General features: G+C 47.6%; 20 protein-coding genes, 1 tRNA gene and 1 pseudogene. 11 read left to right on the forward strand and 11 right to left on the reverse strand.

Features of this window, described 5'->3' with window-relative positions; genetic code table 11:
• The 3 genes and pseudogenes from NDA06_RS22265 to murG form a co-directional block, all read right to left on the reverse strand.
• Window positions 1–253 (reverse strand): annotated as a pseudogene (locus NDA06_RS22265) (hypothetical protein); the annotation flags it as partial.
• A 138-nt stretch (window positions 254–391) separates the two neighbouring features.
• Window positions 392–742: an S-layer protein gene (locus NDA06_RS22270; protein WP_190411801.1), complete on the reverse strand. Its 351-nt coding sequence runs from the start codon at window positions 740–742 to the stop codon at window positions 392–394.
• A gap of 147 nt (window positions 743–889) precedes the next feature.
• Window positions 890–1948, reverse strand: a complete 1059-nt coding sequence (murG, locus tag NDA06_RS22275; protein WP_190434002.1) for an undecaprenyldiphospho-muramoylpentapeptide beta-N-acetylglucosaminyltransferase — start codon at window positions 1946–1948, stop codon at window positions 890–892.
• 147 nt (window positions 1949–2095) lie between these two features.
• Here murG and NDA06_RS22280 point away from each other — a divergent pair, with 147 nt between their 5' ends.
• Together NDA06_RS22280 and NDA06_RS22285 are read left to right on the forward strand one after the other, a co-directional pair.
• Complete coding sequence (locus NDA06_RS22280; protein WP_190682390.1) at window positions 2096–2923, forward strand: nuclear transport factor 2 family protein; 828 nt, start codon at window positions 2096–2098, stop codon at window positions 2921–2923.
• 180 nt (window positions 2924–3103) lie between these two features.
• Complete coding sequence (locus NDA06_RS22285; protein WP_190682387.1) at window positions 3104–3877, forward strand: SDR family oxidoreductase; 774 nt, start codon at window positions 3104–3106, stop codon at window positions 3875–3877.
• An 83-nt stretch (window positions 3878–3960) separates the two neighbouring features.
• On the opposite strand, the gene NDA06_RS22290 is transcribed toward NDA06_RS22285, so the two are convergent.
• Window positions 3961–5322 carry an NAD(P)/FAD-dependent oxidoreductase gene (locus NDA06_RS22290; RefSeq protein WP_190411804.1) on the reverse strand — a complete coding sequence of 454 codons (1362 nt, stop codon included), beginning with the start codon at window positions 5320–5322 and terminating at the stop codon, window positions 3961–3963.
• A 511-nt stretch (window positions 5323–5833) separates the two neighbouring features.
• On the opposite strand from NDA06_RS22290, the gene NDA06_RS22295 reads away from it, so the two are divergent.
• Window positions 5834–6472, forward strand: a complete 639-nt coding sequence (locus NDA06_RS22295) for a Uma2 family endonuclease (RefSeq protein ID WP_190986798.1) — start codon at window positions 5834–5836, stop codon at window positions 6470–6472.
• 176 nt (window positions 6473–6648) lie between these two features.
• Here the strand turns inward: NDA06_RS22295 and NDA06_RS22300 are convergent, their stop codons facing one another.
• Together NDA06_RS22300 and NDA06_RS22305 are read right to left on the reverse strand one after the other, a co-directional pair.
• On the reverse strand, window positions 6649–7239 hold the full coding sequence (locus tag NDA06_RS22300; protein WP_190986797.1) for a TetR/AcrR family transcriptional regulator: 591 nt from the start codon (window positions 7237–7239) through the stop codon (window positions 6649–6651).
• 101 nt (window positions 7240–7340) lie between these two features.
• Window positions 7341–7895 carry a GNAT family protein gene (locus tag NDA06_RS22305; RefSeq protein WP_190529556.1) on the reverse strand — a complete coding sequence of 185 codons (555 nt, stop codon included), beginning with the start codon at window positions 7893–7895 and terminating at the stop codon, window positions 7341–7343.
• A 248-nt stretch (window positions 7896–8143) separates the two neighbouring features.
• Between NDA06_RS22305 and NDA06_RS22310 the strand changes: the two genes are divergently transcribed.
• Window positions 8144–9250, forward strand: a complete 1107-nt coding sequence (locus NDA06_RS22310) for a cytochrome P450 (protein ID WP_190986796.1) — start codon at window positions 8144–8146, stop codon at window positions 9248–9250.
• A 378-nt stretch (window positions 9251–9628) separates the two neighbouring features.
• A complete protein-coding gene (locus tag NDA06_RS22315) occupies window positions 9629–11491 on the forward strand; it encodes an aspartate kinase (protein ID WP_190529546.1) in 1863 nt (620 codons plus the stop codon).
• Between the two features lie 159 nt (window positions 11492–11650).
• Here NDA06_RS22315 and NDA06_RS22320 read toward each other — a convergent pair whose 3' ends face one another.
• From NDA06_RS22320 to NDA06_RS22330, 3 genes are all read right to left on the reverse strand, one after another.
• Window positions 11651–12046, reverse strand: coding sequence for a phage holin family protein (locus NDA06_RS22320; RefSeq protein ID WP_190411809.1), 396 nt, complete (start codon window positions 12044–12046; stop codon window positions 11651–11653).
• A gap of 107 nt (window positions 12047–12153) precedes the next feature.
• Window positions 12154–12822 carry a biopolymer transporter ExbD gene (locus NDA06_RS22325; RefSeq protein ID WP_190985395.1) on the reverse strand — a complete coding sequence of 223 codons (669 nt, stop codon included), beginning with the start codon at window positions 12820–12822 and terminating at the stop codon, window positions 12154–12156.
• 102 nt (window positions 12823–12924) lie between these two features.
• Complete coding sequence (locus NDA06_RS22330) at window positions 12925–13608, reverse strand: MotA/TolQ/ExbB proton channel family protein (RefSeq protein WP_190985394.1); 684 nt, start codon at window positions 13606–13608, stop codon at window positions 12925–12927.
• 214 nt (window positions 13609–13822) lie between these two features.
• Between NDA06_RS22330 and NDA06_RS22335 the strand changes: the two genes are divergently transcribed.
• On the forward strand, window positions 13823–14140 hold the full coding sequence (locus NDA06_RS22335) for a YkvA family protein (RefSeq protein ID WP_190433986.1): 318 nt from the start codon (window positions 13823–13825) through the stop codon (window positions 14138–14140).
• A gap of 148 nt (window positions 14141–14288) precedes the next feature.
• Here NDA06_RS22335 and NDA06_RS22340 read toward each other — a convergent pair.
• A tRNA-His gene (locus NDA06_RS22340) sits at window positions 14289–14361 on the reverse strand.
• A 121-nt stretch (window positions 14362–14482) separates the two neighbouring features.
• Between NDA06_RS22340 and NDA06_RS22345 the strand changes: the two genes are divergently transcribed.
• The 5 genes from NDA06_RS22345 (at window position 14483) to cobA (ending at window position 19349) form a co-directional block, all read left to right on the forward strand.
• A complete protein-coding gene (locus NDA06_RS22345) occupies window positions 14483–14863 on the forward strand; it encodes a DUF4359 domain-containing protein (protein ID WP_190411813.1) in 381 nt (126 codons plus the stop codon).
• A 176-nt stretch (window positions 14864–15039) separates the two neighbouring features.
• Entirely contained in the window at window positions 15040–16455 is a 1416-nt protein-coding gene (locus tag NDA06_RS22350) for a serine/threonine-protein kinase (protein WP_190985393.1), read from the forward strand.
• 292 nt (window positions 16456–16747) lie between these two features.
• Window positions 16748–17437: a manganese catalase family protein gene (locus tag NDA06_RS22355; RefSeq protein WP_190411815.1), complete on the forward strand. Its 690-nt coding sequence runs from the start codon at window positions 16748–16750 to the stop codon at window positions 17435–17437.
• 236 nt (window positions 17438–17673) lie between these two features.
• Window positions 17674–18540 (forward strand): sirohydrochlorin chelatase, encoded by an 867-nt coding sequence (locus NDA06_RS22360; protein WP_190985397.1) that lies wholly within the window; start codon window positions 17674–17676, stop codon window positions 18538–18540.
• Entirely contained in the window at window positions 18537–19349 is an 813-nt protein-coding gene (gene cobA, locus NDA06_RS22365; RefSeq protein WP_190985392.1) for a uroporphyrinogen-III C-methyltransferase, read from the forward strand. The genes NDA06_RS22360 and cobA overlap by 4 nt, the downstream gene beginning before the upstream one ends.
• A gap of 243 nt (window positions 19350–19592) precedes the next feature.
• On the opposite strand, the gene NDA06_RS22370 is transcribed toward cobA, so the two are convergent.
• The coding region (locus tag NDA06_RS22370) for a 50S ribosomal protein L11 methyltransferase (protein WP_348251865.1) at window positions 19593–20059 on the reverse strand (467 nt) is incomplete at its 5' end.

Raw genomic sequence — 20059 nt, forward strand, 5'->3', positions numbered from 1 at the left:
AAGTTTTATTTTCTTTAATATTTAAAGCTTGAATTTTTAGAAGTGAATCTCGAATAGAAACTGCCCAAGAATTAGTTAAACGCTGCTCAATTTTATTCTTTATCAAGTGAACCAGCATTCTACTGAGAAAGCTCTCAATATTCTGCAAAATAGCTTTTTTACTCATCCCTTCCAAATCATCCACCAGGGACAAAGCATCTTCGTATCTTCCTTCCAGAATGGAAGCTTTTAAGTCGGTGAGTTCTTGAGTCATTGTCAACTGACCTCACTTTTACATCGCAAAATTATGTGGTACGCGGGTATAGACTAGGCTATTGACTATCAGAAGGATGCGATCGCTCTCGGCACTTTTCTGAGAGCGATCGCATCCTTACTTATACACAAAATCCTCCTAAGTTTGAGGAACTTTCACTCTAGTTTTAGGCAGATTGCTGCTTTGTTGAGGAATCTGTTGTTGCAGAAATGGTTTAACCCTCTCAGGTGAACTTGACCCTCGATAAGCGCCACAATAATACATACTTAGAACCGCTTTGAATGCCCAGTGATTCGACGGCACATCTGAGAAAGGATTGGGTAAAGTATCGGCTTGGTCTTGGGCGCAGGCTTCCAAAACTGGATCTGAAGTCGGTTGCGCTGGAGATGAGGGCGTTGTTGGGCTGAGTGGTTCGGAATCTTGCGCTTTAGCTGGAGCCACGAAGCCAATAGTGGCAAGGAGTATAGCTGTTGCGATTTTGAGTTTCATGGTTTGCGAGGAACAACTGTACGGGCAACTTTCTCTTAAAGTTGCCCCTCCTCAAAACTAACAATTACTGGCGTTACATTGGCGGTTCCAATTTGTGGATAAACCCTAATTTCTCATCCAAAGGCTTTGTGACTGAAAGCCTTTTAGCTACAGCGTTCGGCGCACCAGATCGGCTAAACGTTCGGCACTGTCAGGAACTGCTAGCGTAGCAGCCTTTTGAGCCATTTGTTGTAGCTGTTCGGGCGACTGCAATAAATTCAATACCTTACTTTCTAGTAACTGAGGCGTCAGCTCTGACTGCCGGAATACCAAACCAGCGCCTGCTGAGTTAAAAATTGCCCCATTGTAGACTTGATGATCTTCAGCGGCGAAGGGGTAGGGAATGAGAATCGCTGGGGTTTGCGTAACGGCAAGTTCGGTTAATGTCCCAGCGCCAGCGCGGCTAATTGCCAGGTTCGTCCGTTGCAAAAGTGCCGCCATATTGTCATAAAACGGCATGGAAAGATACTGAGGATGCTGGAAACTTTGGGCATCAGGGTCATTATCGCCCGTCAGATGGACAATCCAGGCACCGGCATTCAACCACGCGGGGGCGCACTCGCGGACGATTTGATTAACGGCAACAGCGCCCTGAGAGCCACCGACGACTGCAATCAAGGGGACATCTTCAGGAATTGGCAACTCCAGCTTTTGGGGGGTGCGAAACTGGGCGCGAACTGGGGTGCCTGTGTAGGCGGTTCCAGCGCGGGGTAGGTAATGCGCTCCATATTCAAACCCCAGCGCCACGCTATTACACCACGGACTCAACCAGCGAGTCACTTTGCCGGGGAGGGCATTGGATTCGTGCATAATCACGGGGATTCCAATGGATCGCGCGGCAATAATCGCTGGTGCGGCAATATAACCCCCAGTGCTGAATACACCCTGAAAATTCTTATCTTTAAGTAGCTGGCGTACCTGCCGGATGGAACCCGTCAGTCGCAGCAGAATGCCCAATGTCCCCAGTCCAAACCCTTGTTGAAACCCTTCCACCTCAATGGTGTTGAGGGGATATTGAGCCGGAACTAACTGGGTTTCTAGGCGGTTCGGGACACCCAACCACTCAATTTCATAGTCTGGCAGTTTCTCGGCTAGCGCGATCGCGGGAAATAAATGTCCCCCAGTACCACTCGCTGCAATTAACAATCGTTTCGGTTCATTTGCCAAAGTTTCTATCTCCTACTGGCTGTCCTGGCTCGGATAAGATTAAAAATCAGTTATAAATTAGCCAATAGAGCATCCAGGATTTCTACTCTTTAGCACGTCTGTTGCTCGACACGGTTTTCTTTATCCAATTATTCAAACACGTCTGTGATGCGTAACCAGATAACTCCGTCTGTCAGCTTGTTCCAGTCTCTCATCAAGCAAAAGTCGAAAATTTTTGCCTTTATAATTTTTACGTCCCTGCTTCATCCAAACACTGTTCGAGCAGCGAGTCCAGAAACAGCACCCGCCGAGCTAAAAAATTCTCTCACGCAAATTGATGCAGCTGCCAATCGTCAGGATGTCAATACGGTGATGCAGTTCTATAGCCAGAATTTTACCCATTCTGATGGCTTAAATCGTCAGAGCCTGCAACAGACTTTAACTCAACTCTGGAAGCGCTACCCAAACCTGAATTATCGTACAGAACTCAAATCTTGGGAAAAGGAAGGCGATGCGCTTGTTGTGGAGACGGTGACTCAGATTACTGGCACCCAGCGAATGGATGGCAAAAATATGAAGTTTGAGTCCGCCTTGCGATCGCGTCAGCGCTTTCAAGGTCAAAAAATTGTCCAGCAGGAGATTCTGGGAGAACGCACTCAGACGACCGCAGGCGTAAAGCCTCCCACGGTGGACATGAAGTTACCGGAAGAGGTTCGCATTGGTCAATCCTATAGCCTTGATGCAGTCGTCCAAGAACCCCTAGGCGACGATTTGATGTTGGGAGCAGCAGTGGAAGAACCCGTGCGGGGCGATCGCTTTGCCAAACCCGCGCCGGTGGATCTGGAGTTACTGTCATCGGGTGGAATTTTTAAGGTAGGTCGCGCTCCCCTGACAAAAGGGAATTATTGGGTATCAACGGTTGTAATCCGCGAACAAGGCATGACAACAGTTACTCAGCGCCTGCGGGTTGTAGAAGGCAGTCGCCCTTCCAAATAGTTTTGAGTTTTGAGTTTTGAGTTTTTAATTTAATTAAGAATTCAAAGCTCAATTTTCAGAATTTATAGCAATTTTGTTTGATTTAAAAGGAGTCTTTTTAAAGACTGCAAAAAACGCGAATAAAAGAAAAAAGAGGGTTTTAAGATTTACTTAGATTGCCATAAAATTTCGTTAAACCGAATGATTTCTATCAAAGACAAAATCGTTGTAATTACTGGCGCGAGTAGTGGAATTGGTGCTGCTTGTGCCAAGATGTTTGCCCAAGCGGGTGCCCAACTGATCTTAGTGGCTCGACGCCAAGAGCGGTTGCAGAAACTCGCAGATGAACTTAGCAAAGAATTTTCTTGCCAGTTGCATCTACTAGCAGTAGATGTACGCGATCGCGCTTCTGTTGAATCCGCCTTTTCTTCTCTGCCAGATGCTTGGGCTGATGTAGATATTTTAATTAACAATGCCGGTCTTAGCCGGGGGTTAAATAAACTCCACCAAGGCAGCATTCAAGACTGGGAAGAAATGATCGATACCAATATTAAAGGCTTACTTTATTGCACCCGCTATTTAGTGCCAGGAATGGTAAAGCGGGGTAAAGGTCATGTGGTGAATCTTGGCTCCATTGCCGGTCATCAAACCTATCCCGGTGGTAACGTCTACTGTGCTTCTAAAGCCGCTGTAAAATCAATTTCCGAAGGTTTGAAGCAAGACCTCCTAGGAACGCCCGTGCGAGTTACTTCAGTCGATCCAGGGTTAGTTGAAACGGAATTTAGTCAAGTGCGATTCCACGGAGATAGCGATCGCGCTCAAAAAGTTTACCAAGGTTTAACGCCTTTAACACCAGAAGATATTGCGGATGTCATATTTTTCTGCGTCACTAGACCCGCGCACGTTAATATCAGCGAGGTACTTTTAGTACCTACCGACCAAGCCACTGCTACCCAAGTTCACCGACGAAATTAATTTCGTCTTTTTAAACACAAAGGTTCCCAAAGAGCTATCTTTCCTCGGCGAACCTTTGCGTAAACCTGCGCGTACCTTTGCGTTTAAACTTCCACCGTTTCTTTACTCTTCAGGGGCACGTAATAATCGCCGTTAGCGTCAACTCCTACCTTCCCAATTACCTCGTCGCCGGTAATCAATCTTGCCCCACGTTTGCGAGTCCAATAATTCCAACCCCACTGGAGCATGACGATGAGTTTATTATCAAACTCAATTAAGAAGTAAATGTGAACAAATACCCAGGTGAGCCAAGCGAGCAAACCGGAAAACTTCACATAACCCAAATCGACTACCGCAGCATTCCGCCCGATAACAGCCATACTGCCTCGGTCAATATATTGGAAAGGTGCCATACTGTAACCGGCAATCCGCTGTCTGATCAGGTTAGCAACATATTCCCCTTCTTGCATCGCCACGGGTGCAACACCTGGTAGTGGTTTTTCATTTTGATGAGAAAAACTTGCCAAGTCACCGACCACAAAGATATTAGGATGTCCTGCTATACTCAGGTCGGATTCAACAATAACCCGCCCCACTCGGTCAATTGCAGCGCCGGTGCGTTCTGCCAGAACCTTTCCCATTGGTGAAGCTTTGATTCCCGCTGCCCATAACGTTGTTCTCGCTGGAATTTGTTCGATTTTATCGCCTTGTTTTGTGGTGATAATATTCTCTGCAATATTCGTCACCAGGGTCTTTGTCTGCACAGTAACACCTAAGCGCTGAAGAGAGGCTTCTGCTTTTGCGGATAACTCTGGTGTGTAGGGAGGTAGGATGCGATCCATCCCTTCCAGTAACAAAATTTTGGCTTCAGAAGTGTCAATGTTGCGGAAATCTCGCTTCAGGGTACTGTAAGCGAGTTCTGCGATCGCTCCCGCTAATTCTACTCCCGTCGGCCCTCCGCCGATGATCGCAAACGTCAACCAGGCACGTCGTTTTTCGGGATCGGTTTCCTTTTCTGCCGCTTCAAACGCCATAAAAATGCGACGCCGCATTTCCAGCGCATCTTCAACGGTTTTCAATCCTGGCGCTACAGTTGCCCATTGGTCATTGCCAAAGTAAAAATGGCTCACACCTGTAGCAACGATTAACGTGTCGTAGATCAGTTCTTCGCCAGCGAGGATGACTTTTCGCTGTTGTGGATCGATATCCTTTACCTCTCCCATCAGCACTTTAGTATTTTTGCTCTCGCTAAGTACCGCACGCAGGGGAGATGAAATATCGGCTGGGGATAAAGTTCCGGTGGCGACTTGATAAAGGAGTGGCTGAAACAAATGAAAGTTACGTTTATCGACCAGTGTCACATGGACAGGTGCGCCGCTCAATGCCTTGGCAGCATAAAGTCCGCCAAAGCCGCCACCGACAATCACAACATGGTGAGGAGACTGATTTTCCACTGCTACTACCATAAAATTGACATCCTTTGTTTTATGTTGCCCGTGGCTACGGTTGAACTAACATTTCTTTACCAACTGGCAAGGCTTCCGTTACAGATGTTCATATTAGCCTAGTGTGCCAGGGTTAAAACAGGCGTAGCGACGGCTACAGGTAGATTGTTGTGCCTGGAAAGTCTGCCATAAGAGGTATTCAGCACACGTTTAAGCCGATGTTTGGGAATGGCGCGATCGCGAAGCGCTGACTTGTCAGTTCGCAATGAGAATGAAAAAAGACGCGATCGCCCTTTTGACTTGCTTTGTTACTCTAAACTCGAATATTCACATTGCCTACAATATCGATTCATTGCTTTCAAAGGGTTTTCCAAAAATTTCTCCTAATCAATTTTTATGAGTTTAGGAAAGGATTAATCAGCCTTATGATCGGGCACTCCATGCTTTTCTGAGGCAGAACCTTTTTGTTGCGCTGCGACACGATGGTTAGGTGCGATACAAGGATTACAGTGGAGATGGAGGTATAAGTCCAATGTTTGCAGTTATCACACCAGAGAAAATCCAGTTACCCGCAGGCGCAGTGGTGCGGCTACCCGGTAGTTGGCAGGACTATCAAGCACTAACTGAACAACTAGGCGATCGCTCAATACCGCGCATTAAGTATCGACCCGGAGAGATTCTGTTAATGTCACCGCTACCCCGACACGGACGCGAAGCCCACGTTATTGCAATGGTCGTAATAGCTCTCCTAGACCATTTAGGGCGGGACTACGAAGCGTTTACCCCAATCACAATGGAACTGCCAGAGATTAGCGGCATTGAACCGGACTACTGCTTCTATATCGATAATTGGGCAGCAGTTGCAGGCAAAGACCGCATCAATTGGGAAATAGAGCCATCGCCCGATTTGGTAATTGAGATAGATGTAACCAGCTACACGGATGTAAACGACTACCTGCCTTATCAAGTGCCGGAAGTTTGGCTATATAAAAAGAATCAGCTTAAGATTTACAGCTTGCAGAGCGATCGCTACACGGTTGTAACCAGCAGCCGCTATTTCCCCAATATGAATGTTTTAGAAGTCATCGCGGAATGTTTCCGAATTGCCTCCGAGCGCAATACTAGCGTTGCGATTCGGGAGTTACGACAGAAATTAGCAAGCGAGAATTAAATCCGAAAAATACAGAAGATTATAATGCGATCGCAATCGGGAATCGCTGGTGAACAGAGTTGTTAAAGTTAGTGGCTCTTGTGATAAATCTATGGTTGGCGTCGTAAAGATACCAAGCAAGTCGAGCAACTTCTAGAAAAGCTTAACCGATGCAGAACACCTGCCTCAATGCGATTTTAGGCAGTATTACCTTTGAGACAAAGCTCCAAAGCACGACGGATATATGCTTGAAATGTCTCATCAGTTGGCTGAAAGACCATCGCATATAACATTGCTCCGCTCATCAGGTCGAAGACTAAATCGGGTTCTATATCTGTGTGAATTTCATTTCTAGCCTTAGCACGTTCCAGCACGACTCCAAAGGCTTGCCGTCGCGGTTGTAGGTATTTTTTCCAGTAGACCTGGGCAAAAGTCGGACTGCTAGACGCTGTACTAATAATTAGGGCAACAGTTTGACGACCTAAGGGGCTGAGTACCATTTTCCCTGCATTCTCAATGAGGATATCAATATCTCCCCAGAGGCTACCCGTGTCTAGTATCAATATTTCCTCTCTGAGGCTTTCAATCGCGTCTGCAACCAGTTCTTCTTTGGAACTGTACCGCCGATAAATGGTAGTTTTGCCCACTTTAGCGCGTGCAGCGATCGCTTCGATGCTCATAGCTTGATATCCCATTTCTGCTAGCAGCTCAAGAGTTGCTTGTAGAATCGCTTGATGAGATTTTTCGCTACGTCGGCGTCCAGGCGGGCTTTTGATAGGTTTATTCATAAACTCATCTTCGCCCAAGCAATGTTCTCAAGTGTTCTCAAGGGCAGTTTGCTGCAAGCGTTCTCAAAGAATTGTTATATGGGGAGTTGCCTTAGATGCAATCAGTCTTGTTTCTTAATGTGCTCCCACTCCTCGCGCAATATTCCCATGCACAGCGTATCAATATAGCTGCCGTTATACCACTCGTGACCCCGGAGGCGACCTTCTTCCACAAATCCACAGGATTGATAACAGCGAATCGCGCGTTCATTTCTTGAGTTTGTCCTTAACCAAACTCGATGTAGATTCCAGTATCGAAACGCATAATCCAGCAGCAATGCGATCGCTTCACGACCGTAGCCACGTCCCCAATATTCCTTATCCCCAATTGCAATGCCTAATTCGCAGACACGCGCCACCCCCTGAAATATATCAAAACCAACCAAGCCGCACTGCCCAATGAACTTGCCATCTGCCTCGATCGCAAACCAGGTGCCATCTCGTCCACCTTTGGCGGCATTTTGATCAAACTCTGCTTGCAGTCGTTCCAGGGATTGGGGTATCGGTGGATCGCCTCCACCTGCCAATTCAACGGCTAAATCATTGTTAAACTCGCACAGTTTCGGTAGATCGTCTCGCCGTATACCCCGTAGCGTTACTCGTTCTCCCTTCAACATCGCTGATTGTCCTTGATTTTATGTCTGTACTCATCCATATCAAGTTTGTCAGGAGGCGGTAATGATTCATACAAAAGAAGAAAACAAGTTGGGAGTTGGAATAGCCTGGTGAATTTTAAAAGCTGTGGCTCTGTCTAAAATGTCCTGCTACCCTAAGGCAGCTCCTCTTGACACTCCCTATTGCAATTACGATACTTAATCGTATCGATATTAATCCGAGCCTTTTGCTGTGGAGCCAAGAGGAAACAATGACAACGACCAAACAAGCGCGATCGCTACCTTTACCTCCTGGGAGCTTTGGTCTACCAATTATTGGCGAAACCATCAGCTTTTTACGCGATCCAAACTTTGTACAGAGGCGATACCAGCAATATGGACAAATCTTCAAAACTCATGTGTTGGGTCGTCCTACCATCTTCTTGATTGGAGCCGAGGCAACCCGCTTTCTCTTTGCCAACGAGAAACACTACTTTTCTGACGGAATTGCCAATGGTGTCCCCCCGCAGACCAAAGCGTTGATGGGAAATGGATCGGTCGTGATGCAGATGGGAGATGAACATCTAAAACAGCGCAAACTGCTATCGCAAGCCTTCCAACCTCGCGCATTAGCAGGGTATGCCTCCACAATGGAGGAGATTAGCCGCAGTTATCTCCACAAGTGGGAGCTTTTGGGTCACTTTTCCTGGTACTCGGAACTAAGAAAATACACGCTGGATGTGGCTTGCAAGTTGCTGATAGGAACCGAAGCTGCCAGCGATCGCGATTTTGGCAAGTGGTATGAAATTTGGGGAAAAGGGCTACTTTCCATCCCCGTACCCTTACCTTGGACAAAGTTTGGTCGGGCGTTACGATGTCGCAAGCTGATACTGGCGAGAATTGAGGAGATAGTCAAAGAGCGTCAACAACAAGCTACATCGACTCAACTAGAGCAAGTCTTGAAGGAAGTTCTGCGAGTCTTTCCTCCATCAACTGGCCCTAGAGAAGTCATTGAATCTTGCGAGTTTAATGGCCACTTAATCCCCAAAGGTTGGAAGGTACTTTATCACAGCGGCACGACTCATCAAGATAGCCGCATCTATACTCAGCCAGAATGCTTTGACCCAGAGCGTTTTGCCCCCGAACGGGCGGAGGATAAACAAAAACCGATGAGCTATATCCCCTTTGGTGGGGGACTGAGAGAATGTCTGGGCAGGGAGTTTGCCAAGCTGGAGATCAAGTTGTTTGCTGCGTTGTTAGTCCGCGAGTATGAGTGGGAACTGCTTCCCGGACAAAACTTGGATATGGTGATGCTACCGACAGTCTATCCCCGCGAGGGTTTAAAGGTGAAGTTTTGGCGGAGAGTGCAGCATGGCTAGGAAAGCGCCTCGCAATGCTTATCAAATCGCACTAGAGCTGTCAGGTGGGCGATGCCCACTCAACTAACACAGCTATCTTTGAATTTGTGCATCTGGAATTTTTAGCGATCGCATTATCCTTGAAAATCCTTAAGCCCTTCGCTCTATCTCCACACTACCTGCGATAGATGTTTGAGGATAATCAATCAACACAATCTAAAGTCAGCCTGTTTTGTCCCGGCAAGTCTGATAATTTAATTAGGTTAAAAGAAGATAAAATGCCTTGCCGTGTCAGCCTGTCGCACCTTTAGTGCGCTTACGAGCTTAGGCGGGCTTGGTTTGTGTAGCCACAGGCTAAAGCCTGTGGGTATATCCCTAGGCAGGATTGGTGAGAGAATTATGGCGTTAATTGTCCAGAAATACGGTGGCACTTCAGTTGGTTCGGTGGAACGCATTCAGGCAGTCGCTCAGCGGGTTTTAAAAACAGCCCAGATGGGCAACTCGCTGGTTGTCGTAGTTTCGGCAATGGGGAAGACGACTGATGGATTGGTGAAATTAGCCAACCAAATTTCTACAAATCCCTCTCGTCGGGAAATGGATATGCTGCTCTCTACTGGCGAGCAAGTCTCAATCGCCTTGCTGAGTATGGCATTGCAGGAATTGGGACAGCCAGCGGTTTCTCTCACTGGCGCACAGGTTGGAATTGTTACCGAAGCCGAACATACCCGCGCCCGGATTCTGCATATCCAGACACATCGGATGGAACGTCACTTAGACGCGGGTAAGGTGGTTGTGGTGGCGGGTTTCCAAGGCATCTCCAGTACCGAAGAGTTGGAAATTACTACCTTGGGACGCGGCGGTTCCGATACTTCGGCGGTGGCACTGGCGGCAGCTTTACGAGCCAGCTGTTGCGAAATCTATACGGATGTGCCAGGAATTTTTACCACCGATCCCCGGTTAGTGCCGGAAGCCCAGCTGATGGCGGAGATTACCTCCGATGAGATGCTTGAGTTAGCTAGTTTAGGGGCAAAGGTACTGCATCCTCGCGCGGTGGAAATTGCCCGAAATTATGGCGTAGAGTTGGTAGTGCGCTCCAGCTGGACGGATGATCCTGGGACAAGGGTAATTTCTCCAATGCCCAAGCCGCGATCGCTCCAAGATTTAGAAATTGCCCGTCCTGTCGATGGGGTAGAATTTGATACCGACCAAGCGAAAATAGCGCTGTTGCGGGTGCCAGATCGTCCTGGCGTGGCGGCGCGGTTATTTGGTGAAATTGCCCATCAAGCCTTGGACATCGACTTGATTATCCAGTCGATTCACGAAGGCAACACCAACGATATTGCATTTACAGTTAGCAAAAACGTCATTAATCGGGCAGAAGCTGTAGCCGCAGCGATCGCGCCCGCCCTCCGCAGCTCAAACAACCCAGAAGACGGAGAAGCCGAGGTGATGGTAGACAGGCAAATTGCCAAAGTCTCGATCGCGGGTGCGGGAATGATTGGGCGTCCGGGTGTAGCAGCGCAGATGTTCGCTACGCTTTCTAGTGCTGGGATCAATATTCAGATGATTTCCACCTCGGAAGTGAAAGTTAGTTGCGTCATTGATGCGGATGATTGCGATCGCGCGATCGCTCTTTTGTGCCAAACCTTCGAGGTCAACAATTCCCCACTCCACCAAAACAGAATTGTAGAAAGTAGTGTGGAACAACAGGGCAAAATTTCTCAGTCCTCAGCCCTGAGTCCTCAGCACTCCGCTCCCCCCGTGCGCGGTGTTGCCCTTGATTTCAATCAAGCGCGTCTCGCCATTCGTCATATCCCCGATCGTCCAGGGATGGCAGCTCAAGTTTTTGGACTCTTGGCTGAGAAAAATATCAGCGTGGATATGATTATCCAATCCCAACGCTGTCGCGTGGTGAATGGGATCGGGACCCGCGATATTGCCTTCACCGTCGCCCAAGCAGATGCAGCAGAAGCGAAAGCAGCACTCGAAAAACTCGCACCATCCTTAGGCTGCGGTGAAGTTTTAGTGGATACAGCGATCGCTAAAGTAAGTATCGTCGGTTCCGGTATGGTCGGGCAACCCGGTGTCGCCGCCCAAATGTTTGAAGCGCTTTCCCAACACCAAATCAATATTCAGATGATTACAACTTCTGAAATAAAAATCAGCTGCGTCGTAGCAGAAAATCAGGGCGTCACCGCCTTACAAGCCATCCACGCCGCTTTTGGACTTGCCGGCAGCCAAAAAATTCAAGTTCCCGCTTAAAGTTCTTGCAACTTTTTCATCGCCCCCTGGAACAAGGGAGCGATGAGGGATCTCCAGCCGAAAAACTGAGCAGCAAAAAGCCCGGTTTCTATCAGAAAACGGGCTTTTAAAGTTATTGGTTAGTTTACGCTAATTGATGCCTACCCCTCGATCGACTCTTTACGCAATTGCTGTTGGCTGACCAATCACAACACTGGTAATAAAGCTGCTGACAGCGGCGAGAGCGATCGCACCGATGACCGCACTCCAAATCCCTTTTTCCAAACGAAAGCCTGTAATCAATCTCGCGGCTATTGTCAGTGCAATGACATTAAGGACAAAAGAGAATAAACCCAAAGTCAGAAGCTTTGCAAAAAATCCGTAGATGCCAAATGTTAGCGTATTCGGCAAGGTAAAAAATACAAAGCTAATCGCTGCATTTAAAATTCCAAAAACGGCTGCCGAAATATAACCAATTCCTGGGTTATCAATTTCAACTCCGAGTGGCAGCTTGCTAATAATTAACAAACTGGCGGCTGTTACCAACCAGGTAATCAGCACATCAATTAAATCCATATTTATAAACCTCCTATCCAGAAGTTGAGGCGTGAAAAAATCTTTTGATTATCCCTACCTTAAACAAACAATCGCGCCTCGACCTCTGTAAATTGACAGAATTGTCCCTACCTCTTGGGAGCAGAATCAGTCCCTTGGGGAGCTGGAACCGTCGGTGTCACGGGTACAGTACCAGGAATCGTGGGATTAATCTCTGGTTGTCCCGGAGCCACCGGCAATTGCGGCTGACCCAGATTGTATGGATTGGCTGATGGACTGGGTGGCGCATAAGGATTATAAGGTTGGATAGGAGCGTTGCCGGAATAGGGCGCTAAACCGGGACTAGGAGCCGTAGGAACCTGCGTATTAGAGCCAGCCGCCGCATCACCGGAACCGGGTAGAGTCGCTAAAGACACGCGATCGCCTCCCACATCTCGCAGCAAATCCAGTACCTGGATGACATCGTTGTAACTTGCAGTCCGAGAAGCGTACAGCACCATCAATCCATTTGGATTTGTCGAGCGGTAATTCTGCAAAGACTGAGTCAGCTGATCTTTTGAATTGATCTGCTGCTGTTCCACATAGATTTGACCAAAATCATCTAAGCTCACCATCAACATCTCTCGCATCTGCGGAGTGCCACTACTCGCTTTGGGCAAGTCTACGCTAATTGCTTGCTGACGAGTTAATTGCAACCCAGCCAACAGAAAGAAAGTCAGGATACAAAAGATGACATCTATTAGGGGAACAATCTCAATTCGGGCGTCATCACCCGGATTATCTAAGTTAATCTTCATAAGTTCAAACAACAGGGGAATTTAAAAAGTCATGAGTCCTTAGCCCCTAATTCTTCGCTACTGACTAATAACCCATGACGAATGACCAATGACCAATGGCTTCTAGGATTCAGCCGTATCTGAAGTTTCTACTTTCGCCTTCATCGGATGACGATCGATACCAAGTTTGGGCCATTCCTGGCGGTACATTAACTCCAGCTCATTTCCCGCTCTCCGGAAAATTTTGACTTGGTTAAACAAAAAACCTTGAAACAGTCGATAGAAGACAAGGCTGGTAATGGCGACTATCAGCCCAGCTGCCGTACTGATCAGAGACTCGCTAATCCCTAGAGTCACTCCAGCGGTTGAAGACGTTCCGAGATCGCCAAGGCGAATACCACTCAGCGATCTGATCAATCCCAACACGGTTCCCAGCAATCCTAGTAAAGGCGCAAGGGCAATCACCGCTTCTAAGATTTTATCGCCCTGGCGCATTGAAGCTAATTCCTCATCTGCGGCTGCCTCCAGTGCCAGCCTAAACATTTCTGGGTCGGGGTTAGAGAGTCGTAAGGGAGCATACAGATAACGCCCTATCGGCTGTTTTCTAGCTTGGTGAGCAATCTCAGTGGCAACTCCCCAGTTGCGAGTTGCTGCTTCTAGCACCCGATCCACAGTTTCTCTTTCTTTGGTCAAGATTCTTGCCCAAAACCACAGGCGCTCAAAAATAGTGCCCAGAGACAGCAGCGATAAAGCCAGCAGAGGCCACATCGCTGGTCCACCCTTCTCAATCAGTTCTTGAAAAGTCACGGTCGATTCTTTCCTCCTACACTCCCCAAGCTTTTAATTTTCTTTAACAACTTGAAGCCATTCCAATTTTAGACAAGCATTGTCATTCAGACTGAACTAAAGGACGAGGTTCTCCCGCGAGTGTCGAATCTTCTAGTCAAACTTCGGGTGGATATCCACACCTACATAATGCTGGTAGATTTGTCAATATTAAAAATAACTAGAGGATTCAATAATGAATAATTTTTCAATCCAATCAATTTACAACTGGTATCGCAACTCGATCCGCAATCCTAAGTATCGTTGGTGGGTAATTCTAGGATCATTACTTTATCTTTTCAGCCCGATTGATATTGCCCCGGATTTCATACCCATCATCGGATGGATTGACGATGGTGTGATTCTGACGCTCCTGGTTGCTGAAGTTTCCCAAATGCTATCTCAGCGCCTCAAGTCTCGTGACGAGCAAGCGGTCTCTGAAGCGGATGTTGCAGGTGTTGGGTCAACTTCCAATTCAGACACGGTTGATGTAAAGGCTGTTCCCCTCAAGTAGTGTGCGTCACAACAATAATATTAATAACCCCTCCCAGTGTTGCAGCCATATTCCGCAGGCTTCTGGAGAGGGGTCTTTGTTTGTAGTAGTCGCACCCAAAAGTAATGACTTTTGAGAGACGGATGATCTACGTCTATACAAGAGCCAGGGCGAACGAGGGGACTTGAACCCCCGAGTGGTGGAACCACAATCCACTGCCTTAACCACTTGGCTACGCTCGCCATTTCAGATTTTTAATATAGCATTGTGCTTGCCAGTTGATCCAGTCTTTCGTCAGTTAACCTGGAACTCAGACGGCGATCGCCGTAGTCAAAGGCTACAAAAGAATGGTTTTAATATCCCATGAAGGGTTTACAGGTTATTACAACGATTGCGGGAGTCGCTTTGGCTGGACTTGGTGTAGCGATGGCGCTGACGAATCCCACTCAGGAGGAGTACGAAGAATTTGCCTTACAGCAACTAACGGTGTACATAAAAGACAATGTTTGTGAAAAGGCTCCAGAAAACTTTGAGAATTTTTTGAAGCGTCAATGTATGTTATTAGTTGAGACGGGCAGCCCGCAGGTGAAGCGGCTGATTGCTGAAACGACAGAGCGGCAAAATTTTATCTTTTTTAGCATTTATCGCACCGATTTGTCGGTTAGTTCGTTCCTGCCTTCTTATCATTTTGAGTCGGTAGGAGCTTTCGACAATGTCTATATTTATCAAGCAGAGAAGCAATAATCTTGTTAGCAAAGAATTATTGTTTCAAGCTGCGCGATCGCTTCTAAAGTGCTGAGAAACGGGTAAAGCCGCCAGTTAACCACACTCAGCTTTATAACAGATACACCCTATGGTCATCTCTCCAATTGAGGATATCTTGGAGATGAATATCAACAGGGAGTGCGATCGCGGCTGCCATGATCTATTGTGTTAGCGCTGGATGTCAAAGACCCCAAAATCCTTCTGACCAAAGATTTTGCCTGTGTTGTGGGCAAGCATTATTGCTGAAAGACCGCTATCGCCCAGTTAAACCAATCGGCAAAGGCGGCATGGGAAGAACTTTTTTGGCGGTGGATGAGCATATTCCCTCCAAAACCAAGTGTGTTATTAAGCAACTCTGCTTCCCACAGCAAGAGCCGACCAGTTTTAGAAAGGTCGTTTCCTTATTTCGTCAGGAAGCGATACACCTCAATGAACTAGGGAAACATCCGCAAATTCCCTCCCTCTTCGCCCACTTTGAACAGCAGCAGCAGCTGTATTTAGTGCAGGAGTTGATTTGCGGGCACACTCTAGCGGAGGAATTGCAGCAACGGGACATTTATAACGAAACGCAGATTTGGGAATTTTTGCAGGATTTGTTGCCAGTTTTGCAATATATCCACGAACATCGGGTGATTCACCGAGATATTAAGCCAGCGAATATTATCCGACGCACCCCCTCAACCTCCTCTTACCCAGGAGAAAGGGAAGGTCAGTTGATCTTGATTGATTTTGGAATTGCCAAGCTATTCACAGACACTGCTGTGTTCAACACCGGCACGATCGTTGGTAGCCCGGATTATATGGCACCCGAACAAACGCGAGGCAAAGCCCTGCCCTCCAGCGACCTCTACAGTTTGGGCGTCACTTGTATCTACTTGCTCACAGGCGTTTCGCCCCTGAATATGTATGACATTATGAATAACGGGTGGGCGTGGCGCAATTTTTTACCCAAGGAGAGAAAAGTTAGCGATCGCCTGGGTCAAATTTTGGATCGGCTGCTACAAAATAACATTAAAGATCGTTACCCAGACGCTGCCTCTGCCTTGCAAGCGGTACAGCAAAATTTAAACCCCAGACCTACATCTCCGGTTCTAACTCAATCTCAACGACCGGGTGGTAGTGCCTTGAATTCCGAGGTTGGAGTTGACTATACAAAATTGCGGGATTTACTCGCTAAAAAGAAATGGAAAGAAGCCGATCGGGAAACCTGGGCAGTGATGTGTCTGGTAGTCGGCAAGTCAAGCAATAACTATCTATTCAACAGCGATATTCAAAAGTTTCCTTGCGAGGATTTATGGACGATTGACCAGTTATGGGTAAAGTACAGCCAGGGGCGCTTTGGTTTCAGCGTGCAAAAGCAAATTTTTCTGGAGGTTGGGGGAGAATATAGCAATTTTTGCGATCGCGTTGGCTGGCCTACCCACAACCCGTATATTCCTGACTCTGGTTTGAAATTTAGCGACAAGGCACCCATTGGACATCTACCATCGCGGCGGTGGGCGGGTGGTTATGAATGGTGGCGTCACGCCAGTGCAATGGCTGTAAAGCTAGAACAGTGCAGTATTGCTTAGCTTTTGCTGCCTTATCAGCGATTTTCATCCTCGGTTGAGCGATTGGAACGGTTTTAGCTAAAAAATTGCCTCAACTGAGATTTCAATTTTGTTTTTTGTGTCCTCCTCTGGTTATAGAAAAATCCATGAGCTAAGTCTACCCGATGAGGCAGGAATACCTTTGACAGCCGATCTAAAGTATGGGTATATACCTTGATTTGTGAAGGAAAAAGAATCGTTTTTTTTGAATTCCTTTACAAGAAATATTGGCAAGCGCTCAACGATCCGGCAAATAGAGGAAAGGAATCCATTCATGTTTTTCCATAAAAAAGAACCCATTCATACTGTTAATATCACAGAGCCGAATCCACGTTATGCCCAGCTACTGCTAGAGCAGTTTGGGGGAGCAACGGGTGAATTAACAGCCGCTTTACAGTATTGGGTGCAGTCGTTTCATTGCGAAAATCCTGGTATTCGGGATATGCTCCAAGATATTGCAATCGAAGAGTTTAGCCACTTAGAAATGGTTGGCAAACTGATTGAATCACATACCAAGAATGTCGATCAAACAGAAGCGTACCGGAGTACGCTCTTTGCTGTACGCGGCATGGGACCACACTTTTTAGATAGCCAAGGAAGCGCTTGGACAGCGAACTATATCAATGAAGGTGGGGATGTTGTGCGCGATCTGCGGGCAGACATCGCCGCTGAGGCTGGGGCACGTCAAACCTATGAGGAGCTGATCAAAATGGCTCCAGATCAAGGTACAAAAGACACCTTGGTACATTTGTTGACTCGCGAAATTTCTCATACGAAGATGTTCATGAATGCACTTTCTTCGTTGGGCAAATTAACAGATCCTTTCTTTGGCAATATCCAGCCGGATGAAACGGTCAATCTTTACTTCAACTTGTCTACGAATGGTAAAGATGAGCGCGGGCCTTGGAACTCGGAACCGGATTTTCAGTATGTCGCCGATCCATCTGCTGAAGTTAAACAGTAAATCGTCAGCAGTAAAACTCAATTAAAAAAGATAGAGTCACGGGGAGGTGTAGCCCAGTGGCTCTATTTTTATGAATAAGTTATTAATAATATTAGAAATCCTCTAAGCCTTAGCGGTGCCCAAATGGGTAAACCACCGGGAGAAATTGTCAATTGGAAACGATTGATACAGAAATTGTTGCTGGAAACGATATCAAATTGAATAAAGAAACTGCTCAAAAGCCTGTAGTTACACACTTGCCCAAGTCATCTGCCTATCTACTGGTCTCTCACGGAAGCCGCGACCCTCGCCCCCAAGCCGCTGTTGAACAGCTGGCAACCCTGATCTACGAGAAGGCACAAAGGTCAGAGAATGCCTGGGTGCAGGCATTTCAACCCGTTCGCCGCTTGGGTGCATCGCCCATGCTAGAGACGCGAAATTTTACGTCTTTACAAGAACCACTGGTGGGTACAGCAGTGCTAGAATTGGCAACCCAGCCGTTGCACGAGCAAATTCGGCAATTTGGCGTTCGCGTAGCGTCTGCGAAGCAGAATCGCGTGGCGTCTATAAAGCAGAATCGCGCTGTTGCATCTGAGTACCATTCTGAGAACCCCTGCATTCAGGTGTTGCCGCTGTTTCTACTGCCGGGAGTTCACGTCATGGAGGATATCCCAGAGGAAGTTGCGATCGCTCAAGCAGCGTTTGGCTCTAAATTAAAACTTGACATTCGTCCTCACTTAGGCGCTCACCTCGGCTTGAGCCGTCTGTTAGCCAGTCAATTCGCTTCGATAACAGCAGACGCTCGGATTCTCCTAGCTCACGGAAGCCGCCGTGCTGGGGGAAATCAATCAGTAGAAACCATTGCACGGACTTTGGACGCGGTGCCTGCTTACTGGTCAGTGCCACCCAGCCTAGAGGACAGGGTGAAAGCGTTGGTTGAGGCGGGGAAGGAAAAAATCGCCATCCTGCCTTATTTTCTATTTGCTGGGGGAATTACGGATGCGATCGCTCAAACAGTTGAGCGATTATCCCAGCAGTTTCCATCGGCAAAACTCCAGATGGCTGAACCAATCGGCGCTAGCGCAGAATTAGCGGATTTAATTTGGGATTTGAGAAGTCAATGAACCTCACACTGTCAGAGAACACACAGGTAAACAGGAGAACGTGTTTGGGTAAAGTATATCTAATGGGTGCAGGGCCAGGAGATCCTGGTTTATTAACCCTCAAAGGAAAAGGGCTGTTGGAGTGTGCCGATGTCGTAGTTTACGACGCTCTGGTGAGTCCCCAAATTTTGGCAATGATTAATCCCCAAGCCGAAAAAATTGACGCTGGAAAGCGGATGGGGCGTCATTCCCTGTTACAGGAAGAGACGACTCAACTGTTAATTGAAAAAGCCCAAACTGCGGCAATTGTGGTGCGCCTCAAAGGTGGCGATCCCTTTGTGTTTGGTCGGGGCGGCGAAGAGATGGAAGACTTGGTAAATGCGGGAGTGCCGGTGGAAGTAGTACCGGGAGTGACATCTGGGATTGCCGCACCCGCTTATGCAGGAATTCCTTTAACTCACCGCGCTTATAGCTCCTCGGTGACATTTGTTACCGGACACGAATCCGCCGGAAAGTATCGACCCGCCGTGAACTGGCAAGCGATCGCCCACGGTTCTGAAACCATTGTCATCTACATGGGCGTTCACAACTTACCTTACATTACGGAACAACTTCAGACAGCAGGCTTAAGCCCAGAGACGCCAGTAGCGTTGGTGCGCTGGGGAACTCGACCGGAACAAGAAGAACTGATCGGCACCTTGGATACGATTGTGGCGCAAGTCGAGGCGACTGGATTTACAGCACCCGCGATCGCCATTATTGGTGCTGTCGTGAATATGCACCAAATTCTGTCAGGATGTCGTCCACTCAGCTTGAAGATTGAGGGCTGAGGACTGAGGACTGAAGACTGAGGGCTGAGGACTGAGGACTGAGAACTGAGGGCTAAAATCTCAGTAAAAAGCTATAAAAAGCGATCGGTAGTTAATTGGTACGTCTGATTTAAGACCTTTCATACCTTACTCAGCCCGTGCTTCGCACTGCTTTGCTAACAGTCCTCAAACCTCAGTCCTCAGTCCTCAGCACTCAGTCCTCTCTCCTCCCTCAGTCCTCAGTCCTCCCCACTCAGTCCTAATTTATGAGCGTCGAATATTAAAGCAGCACCACTCTTGACGCCGCCAGAGGGTGGCAACAATCCAATCGTGTTGCTCTAAAGTATCGGCAATGGGTTTCGCTTGTTCCAGCAAAACGCCGCTAATAATCCCCCAAGTGCTGGGTTTAGCCATCTCTGTCATCTGCGGGATCAAGTCGATAATCACCTCCGCCAGAATATTGCAAAGAATGCCATCGACCGGCTCATGTAACAATTGCATTAAGCGGTCGATACTGCCTTGCTCCACAATCAACCGATCGGGGCTAATTTTGTTGAGTTCTCGGTTGCTGTGGGTGGCTCGCACCGCCATCGGGTCAAGATCTGCGGCATAAACCCTTTCGGCACCTAAAAGCATTGCGGCAATTGAGAGAATGCCAGATCCACAACCAATATCTGCCACAACGATATCGGGAGTGCCCAAACCCAATCGCATCTCCAACGCTTCCAGAC

It is taken from the genome of Trichocoleus sp. ST-U1 (assembly GCF_039961835.1).
GTDB lineage: Bacteria > Cyanobacteriota > Cyanobacteriia > Cyanobacteriales > FACHB-T130 > FACHB-T130.